Source organism: Pseudomonas sp. W15Feb34, assembly GCF_023127765.1.
In the GTDB taxonomy this organism is placed as follows: Bacteria; Pseudomonadota; Gammaproteobacteria; order Pseudomonadales; family Pseudomonadaceae; genus Aquipseudomonas; species Aquipseudomonas synxantha_A.
Genome location: NZ_SPKN01000007.1, coordinates 64,108 through 70,795 on the forward strand (window position 1 = coordinate 64,108; position 6,688 = coordinate 70,795).

The window sequence follows — 6,688 nt, forward strand, 5'->3', positions numbered from 1 at the left end:
GATGCCTTTAATGAAAGCACTACAATTTAGCGCCAGTGGCGACCTCGCCGACCTGCGCCTGGTCGATGTTGCCACGCCCGTACCGTCTGCCGATGAAGTGCTGGTCCAGGTCAAAGCCGCCGGTCTGAACCCCAGCGATGTGAAAAACGTACTCGGCCGGTTTCCCTACACCACGCTGCCGCGCATTCCCGGGCGTGATTTTGCCGGGGTGGTGGTCGAAGGTCCGCCAGCCTTGCTCGGTCAGGAAGTCTGGGGCACCGGTCGCGACCTGGGCTTTTTTGCTGACGGCTCCCATGCCCAATACCTTCGGGTATTGGCCACAGGCGTGGTGCCCAAGCCCGGTCACTTGAGCTTCACCCAGGCTGCGAGCCTTGGCGTGCCGTATACCACGGCCTGGGATGCGCTGGAACGCAGTGGTGTGGGCAAGGGCACGCGGTTGCTGGTGATCGGCGCCAATGGTGCCGTTGGCAGCGCGGCGTTGGCACTGGCGAAGCTTCGTGGTGCGCAGGTGCTGGCAGCGGTGCGTCGCCCTGATCAGGTGGATGTCTTACAGGCGCAAGGCGTGGAGGCGATTGCCCTGGGCCAACCGCAGGAACTGGGCGTACAAGTGCACGCCGTGTTCAAGGGCGGCGCCGAGGTGATCTTCGATACCAGCGGTTTCTGGCTGCCCGCTGCAGTGGCGGGGTTGGCGCCTTTCGGCCGTATCGCAATCATTGCCGCGCCGGTCGACGGCCACGTGCAACTGCCGGCTCTGGCGCTGTATCGCAAGGGGGGGACGGTGGTAGGCGTCAATTCGTTGCTCTATAGCTGTGAGCAATGTGCGGTGATGTTAGGGGCGTTCGGGCGGTTCTTTGATGAGGGGTTGTTGCCGTTGCCCACCGGCCTGCGCGAAGTGGCGTTGGCTGATGGAGTTGAGTGTTATGAGCAAGTGAACAGCGGCAGCCCGGACAAATTCATCCTGCTGCCGTGACATCGCCTCAAATGTGGGAGGGGGTAAGCCCCTCCCACTTCAGATCTTTACTCGACCTCGGGTACGCCTTTTTCCCACGCCGACCACTGCTTCACAATCGCCTGCACCAGCGGGTTGCCCGTGCGGTACAGGTTTTCCAGTGCCGGTACAAAGCCGCCCTGGTCCGCATACTTGAGCAAGTTGTCGACCTCGCTGTAACCCGGATAAGGCCGATCAAAATCGGAGCCTGCGCGCACTACGGCCAGGCGCTGGATATCCACCAGACCTTCACGGCTGGCGCGTAGCAGGGCTTCATAAGTGGAGTTGTCCTCCTGCTGGGTGGTGCAGTATTCGCCTTTATTGTCGGTGAGCAACTTGGTCCAGACTTCGGCGCGTTCGCTCAGGCGGGTGCCGGAAAACCAGGTATTGCCCGCCAGCGTGTCGCAGCGCGTGACTTGCGGCGGCTGGTTGGCCGGGGCGTCGGGATAGTGCTTGCGCCAGGCGGCGGATTCTTTGCTCTCGGTCAGCTCCACCTTGTGCGACAAGGCAAACGCCTTGGCTTGCAGCTTGGGGTTGAGCTCGAATACTTCGGTCTTGTAGTCCAGCGGTGGCTTTTCGTTGGGCCCCTTGGTGTTGATGCCGATATAACCGGTCGGCCAGTCCTTGGGCGCATCCCGTGAATCCAGCTCCCACTGGGTGCCGAACTCCACCAGGTAATGGGCCCAGGCGGCGGTGCCGATGGTGCCGTGCTTGGGGCTGATACCGGCGATACCGGCAATCAGGAAATAGCTCTGGCGCAGGTCGAATTTGGGCGACAAGGCCAGGGCCAGGGTCGACGCAGCGGCGTTGGTCTGGCCCATGCCGGTTACCAGCAGGCACACGTCCTGGGTGTTGCAGCGAATCACTGGGTATTCGGCAGACAGCCCTGGCACGCGTACTTCCTGCTTGAGTTCCAGGCGGTCGATCCAGGTTTGCGCCTCGGGGGCGAACATGGTGATCAACATCACCTTGGGCTTGATCGGTGCGGGGTTATCCGCCAGCACTACGTGGGGCAGCAGAGCGAGGCCGACGGCCAGCGAGATACGAGTCAGTGCGTTCATGTACAGCTCCTTGATCAGAATTGGTAACCCACGCCGGCGTAGTAACCCCAGCCATCAGAGCGGGCGCGGAAGTTGCCTTCGCCGAAATTCAACTCGCTGCCGTCTTCCCAGTTGCCACCGTTGTGAAAGTAGCGACCCACCAGGGTAAAGCGCAGGTGGGTGAACGCGTACAGCAACACGTTGGTAGCCACCAGGGAATTGGCGGTGCGCGCCGGGTTGTCCTTGTGCAGGTCCGAGCCGAAGTCGTAGTTGGTAAAGCCGATATAGGTCAGCGAAGCACCGTTGTCGAACTTGCCGATCGGCACGATGTACTTCATCTGCGCGCGGTAGCCATCCCAGGAATATTCATTGCTGGCGCCGTAGTTTTCCCACTGGTAGCGGCCATAAAAGTTGGCCGACAGGTTGACCCGCGAGTGGGTGTCGATATCGGTGCCCAGGCCGCTGTACAGGGTGTTGGCGCGGTTTTCCTTATGGCTGCCGTGATCGTAAATCCAGTCAAAGGCCACATACCACTCCTTGAACGGGCCGATCGCCAGGCTGCGCCCTGCGAGGTAGTCGATGGAGATCCGCGGTTCATGCTCCATGAATACCGGCGAGCCATGGTCCCATACACCTTTGTCATTACTGTTACCGATGGTGAGGATCTTCGGCACGTCGATGTAGCCATACAGCTCAAAGGGCCCCTTGCGGCCGAAGTATTCGTATTCCAGGTAGACATCGTCCTGAGGCTTGGGGCCGAAGCTGATGTCTTTGCTGCCGATCAGCGTCAGGTCCTGGTTGAACCACTCCGACAGGTAAACGCCTTTTTTCGCCGGTGGGCTGGCCTCAGGGCTTAGGGTTTCGCCCTGGGCTGAATCATCGACGGGCTTTTGTTGCGCCAAAATGGGGCCACTGAGTACTCCCGTAACGGCGGCCAGTAGCAGGGAAACACCAAGGCAAGCACGAGGCTTAGAGGTGGGATGCATTGAAAGTCCTTATTCGTACACGGTTTAGCCCGATTCATCGGGTAGGGCTGAACTTGGCAGCCAAGTTCGTTCCGCAAACGTTTGCACAGGCTGTACCAACTTGTGTCAATGGCTTGAACTGTTTGGAAAAAACGCGAATTAGCCGACGCTTTGGTCAGAAAACCTGCGGGTTACATGTCATCCTGTGCCCACCCACTGGAGCACTCATATGTTCGATCACTATCTGCGCGCCTGGAGCTTGAGTGCCGATGGCGAGCCTATCGTTACGCCTGGCAGTCACCTTTTGCCGGTGCGCTGGCAAGGCATGGCGGCGATGTTGAAAATTGCCCATACCTCGGAAGAAAAGCTTGGCGGTCGTTTGTTGAGTTGGTGGGCAGGCGACGGCGCGGCTCAGGTGTTTGCCCATGACCACACCGCAGTATTGATGGAGCGCGCCACTGGGCCAGGTTCCTTGATGCGCATGGCCCTCAATGGCCAGGACGACGAAGCCAGCCAGATCGCCTGCGCTACCGTGGCCCGACTGCATGCGCCCCGCGCATCGCCGCCCGAGGGTTTGCTTGGACTGGATGAATGGTTCAATGCCTTGTGGAACGCCGCCGAGCGCGAAGGTGGCGTGCTACGCGATTGCGCGGCGATGGCCCGTACCTTGTTGGCGGCGCAACAGGATAGGGTGGTGCTGCACGGAGATATCCATCACAACAATATTCTCGACTTCGGCCCTCGGGGTTGGCTGGCGATTGATCCAAAACGGGTGGTGGGTGAGCGCGGCTACGATTACGTCAACCTGATCTGCAATCCGGATTTGCCTACTGCTAGCGACCCGCAGCGTTTCAGCCGCCAGGTCGAGGTGATTACGCAGGCGGCGGGGCTGTCGCGCACGCGTCTGCTGCAATGGGTGGTGGCTCACGCTGGGCTGTCCGCCGCCTGGTTTCTGGAAGATCAGGAACGCGAGCGCGCCGAGGCTGAGTTGCGGGTGGCTTGCCTGGCGCAACAGGCACTGGGTCAATAGGTGAGCTTGGCGCGTGGTGGTTGATTGGCGATGGGGTTGAATAAATGCAGTGCAGTCTGCCGCCGGTATTCGCTCGGCGTCTGGTGCATTTCGATGCGAAAGTGGCGGTTGAAATTGGACAGGTTGGCGTAGCCCACTTCAAAACAGATATCCGCCACCGACATCTGGCTTTGCAACAACAACCGGCAGGCACGTTGCACGCGGAACTTGCGCATCAGGTCGATAAAACCGTGGCCGGTGTTGCGCTTGAAAAAACGCGAGAAGCCCGGCTCGCTCATCTCCAATTGCCGCGCAATGTCCGATAGGCGCACGTCGCCGGTCAGTTCGCGCATCAGGTAATCGAAGGCTTTGTTGATGCGATCGGCACTGCGCGCATCCAGGGTGGGTGCGTAGTACGGGCTGGCCAGGGTCTTGGCCTGTGTGGGCGAGGCGTTCTTCAGGGTGTCGAGCAGCTGCAGGAACAGGGTCAGGCGTTGCAGGCCATGGGCGCTGCCGATGGCCTCCATCAGCCGTGCCGCACTTGTTGCTGCTTCGCCGCTGAATTCAAGACCGCATCGCGCCCGTTCAAACAACGGTTGTAGATCGCCGAGCTCAGGCAGGGTGGTGCGCAGGGCGAGGAGGGCGGCGCCGTCGAACTGCAGCACCACGTCGCGGCCGCTCAGGTATTCGCCCGGCGCCAGGTCGCCGATCCAGTCGTGGGGCAGGTCAGGACCGATCAACGCGACATGACCGGCGCTGAACGCACCAATATAGTCGCCCGCCACCAGCTTGCCGCTGCCCTGGCGGATCAGGTGAATCTCGAACTCGGGGTGGTGGTTCCAGCGCGCCAGCTCATAGGGATAGTCATGTTCGAACCAGCGAAAACCATGCTCCGGTTCGGGCAGGATCACTTCAAGCTCCGCAGGGCGGTGCTCGAACGGGCTGGCGCGGCTGATGGGCATGGTGCTGCCTCTTGTCGTTGTGCAATGGACTCAAAATACGCGCACCGGCAATCAGTGTGCTACCCCGGTTTTGCCTTGCACTGGTACTTTTTTGATCCTGGGCTTGAGGTTAAAAAAGTATCAGCCGCGCAGTCGCCAGTCGTTTGTGAGGGCCAGGCCGAGCTGCTGTAATCGAGGCACGCCCACAAATACAACAGGTGCAATGTGCCGGCGACCCGAACTCATTTTTACAGGACACCGCGATGAAACGACTCGAAGGTAAAAGCGCGTTGATCACCGGATCGGCGCGGGGTATCGGCCGAGCATTTGCCCAGGCCTATATTGCTGAAGGCGCTACCGTTGCCATTGCCGACATCAACCTGCAACGCGCCCAGGCCACCGCCGCCGAATTGGGCCCCCAGGCTTACGCCGTGGCGATGGACGTCACCGATCAAGCTTGCATCGACGCCGCCATCGCCGCGGTCGTGGCCCATGCCGGCAAGCTGGATATCCTGATCAACAATGCTGCGCTGTTCGACCTGGCACCTATTATCGACATTACCCGCGACAGCTTTGAGCGGCTGTTCTCGATCAACGTCGCCGGCACCCTGTTCACGCTACAAGCCGCGGCCCGGCAGATGATCAGCCAGGGCCATGGCGGCAAGATCATCAACATGGCCAGCCAGGCCGGACGGCGGGGTGAGCCGTTGGTAGCCGTCTATTGTGCGACCAAGGCGGCGGTGATCAGCCTGACGCAATCGGCGGGGTTGAACCTGATCAAGCAGGGCATCAACGTCAATGCCATCGCTCCGGGCGTAGTGGACGGCGAGCACTGGGACGCAGTTGATGCACTGTTTGCCAGGCATGAGGGGCTGGCACCTGGCGAGAAGAAAAAGCGGGTAGGGGATGAGGTACCGTTCGGGCGCATGGGCACGGCGCAAGATCTGACTGGAATGGCGATCTTCCTTGCGTCGAAGGAAGCCGACTATGTGGTGGCCCAGACCTACAACGTGGATGGCGGCAACTGGATGAACTGAAGCCATGCACCGTTAAAAACATGGGAGGGGCGGTGCGACGATTCGACTTGTACCCATGGCGGTGTTGCCAGCCATCTATAAAGTGACTGACACTCCGTCACCTGGGGCCTGCCACCGGAGAATCACCATGACCCTTGCGAAAACCGCCATCGCTTCATTCGACGTCGACGCGCAGAAAAGCTTCACGCCTTTGTGCCCCAACGAATTGCCGGTGGTCGGTGGCGACCGCATTGGCGCCGAACTCAACTACATGGCCAGTCTCGCCGGTCATCGCATCGGCAGCAAGGACGCCCACACCCCGCACGCCCCTTGGGTGGTCGCGCAGCACAGCCAGATGTTGCAGCCCACTGGCCTTGCCCACGCCGATGTCACCTGGGTCAGCCACTGCGTGCCGGGTACCGAAGGCTTCACGTTGCTCGACGAACTGCCAGCGCCTTATGACTATGACTACTTCATCTGGAAGGGCGTCGAACCCGACCTGCACCCTTATGGCGCCTGCTCACCATGTAACAATGAGAAATTGACAGCACCACGTAACTTACTCTGTTGACAGTTCATTGACATGAAGACTCTTGGCATTCAATCTCTCTTCATCAGACGGGAGTCCAGAATGTCATCTTTCAAAAGTGCGATAGATCACAATCGTCAAATTGTACTGAATCGCCCCGGATTCTTTAGACACCTTGCAAACTCATTGCGTAACGTTTT

6 protein-coding genes and 1 pseudogene are annotated in these 6,688 nt (G+C 60.0%); 4 read left to right on the forward strand and 3 right to left on the reverse strand.

Annotated elements, in window-relative coordinates:
- Positions 1-10 precede the first annotated feature (10 nt).
- Positions 11-970: a zinc-binding alcohol dehydrogenase family protein gene (locus tag E4O97_RS03665; protein ID WP_032876348.1), complete on the forward strand. Its 960-nt coding sequence runs from the start codon at positions 11-13 to the stop codon at positions 968-970.
- A 47-nt stretch (positions 971-1,017) separates the two neighbouring features.
- Here the strand turns inward: E4O97_RS03665 and E4O97_RS03670 are convergent, their stop codons facing one another.
- Positions 1,018-2,049: a purine nucleoside permease gene (locus E4O97_RS03670; RefSeq protein ID WP_032876345.1), complete on the reverse strand. Its 1,032-nt coding sequence runs from the start codon at positions 2,047-2,049 to the stop codon at positions 1,018-1,020.
- Positions 2,050-2,063: 14 nt separating this feature from the next.
- Positions 2,064-3,014, reverse strand: coding sequence for a nucleoside-specific channel-forming protein Tsx (locus E4O97_RS03675; RefSeq protein WP_005787604.1), 951 nt, complete (start codon positions 3,012-3,014; stop codon positions 2,064-2,066).
- 208 nt (positions 3,015-3,222) lie between these two features.
- Between E4O97_RS03675 and E4O97_RS03680 the strand changes: the two genes are divergently transcribed.
- On the forward strand, positions 3,223-4,023 hold the full coding sequence (locus E4O97_RS03680; RefSeq protein ID WP_005787606.1) for an aminoglycoside phosphotransferase family protein: 801 nt from the start codon (positions 3,223-3,225) through the stop codon (positions 4,021-4,023).
- On the opposite strand, the gene E4O97_RS03685 is transcribed toward E4O97_RS03680, so the two are convergent.
- Entirely contained in the window at positions 4,017-4,964 is a 948-nt protein-coding gene (locus E4O97_RS03685) for an AraC family transcriptional regulator (protein ID WP_248160853.1), read from the reverse strand. The genes E4O97_RS03680 and E4O97_RS03685 overlap by 7 nt on opposite strands.
- A 242-nt stretch (positions 4,965-5,206) precedes the next feature.
- Between E4O97_RS03685 and E4O97_RS03690 the strand changes: the two genes are divergently transcribed.
- On the forward strand, positions 5,207-5,980 hold the full coding sequence (locus tag E4O97_RS03690; RefSeq protein ID WP_032876342.1) for an L-iditol 2-dehydrogenase: 774 nt from the start codon (positions 5,207-5,209) through the stop codon (positions 5,978-5,980).
- Positions 5,981-6,107: 127 nt separating this feature from the next.
- Positions 6,108-6,479 (forward strand): annotated as a pseudogene (locus E4O97_RS03695) (nicotinamidase); the annotation flags it as partial.
- Between the last annotated feature and the right edge of the window lie 209 nt (positions 6,480-6,688).

Bases quoted from the DNA above. Each gene is read 5' to 3' on its own strand.
- E4O97_RS03665 (WP_032876348.1), top strand. From the start codon at position 11: ATGAAAGCACTACAATTTAGCGCCAGTGGCGACCTCGCCGACCTGCGC.
- E4O97_RS03670 (WP_032876345.1), bottom strand. From the start codon at position 2,049: ATGAACGCACTGACTCGTATCTCGCTGGCCGTCGGCCTCGCTCTGCTG.
- E4O97_RS03675 (WP_005787604.1), bottom strand. From the start codon at position 3,014: ATGCATCCCACCTCTAAGCCTCGTGCTTGCCTTGGTGTTTCCCTGCTA.
- E4O97_RS03680 (WP_005787606.1), top strand. From the start codon at position 3,223: ATGTTCGATCACTATCTGCGCGCCTGGAGCTTGAGTGCCGATGGCGAG.
- E4O97_RS03685 (WP_248160853.1), bottom strand. From the start codon at position 4,964: ATGCCCATCAGCCGCGCCAGCCCGTTCGAGCACCGCCCTGCGGAGCTT.
- E4O97_RS03690 (WP_032876342.1), top strand. From the start codon at position 5,207: ATGAAACGACTCGAAGGTAAAAGCGCGTTGATCACCGGATCGGCGCGG.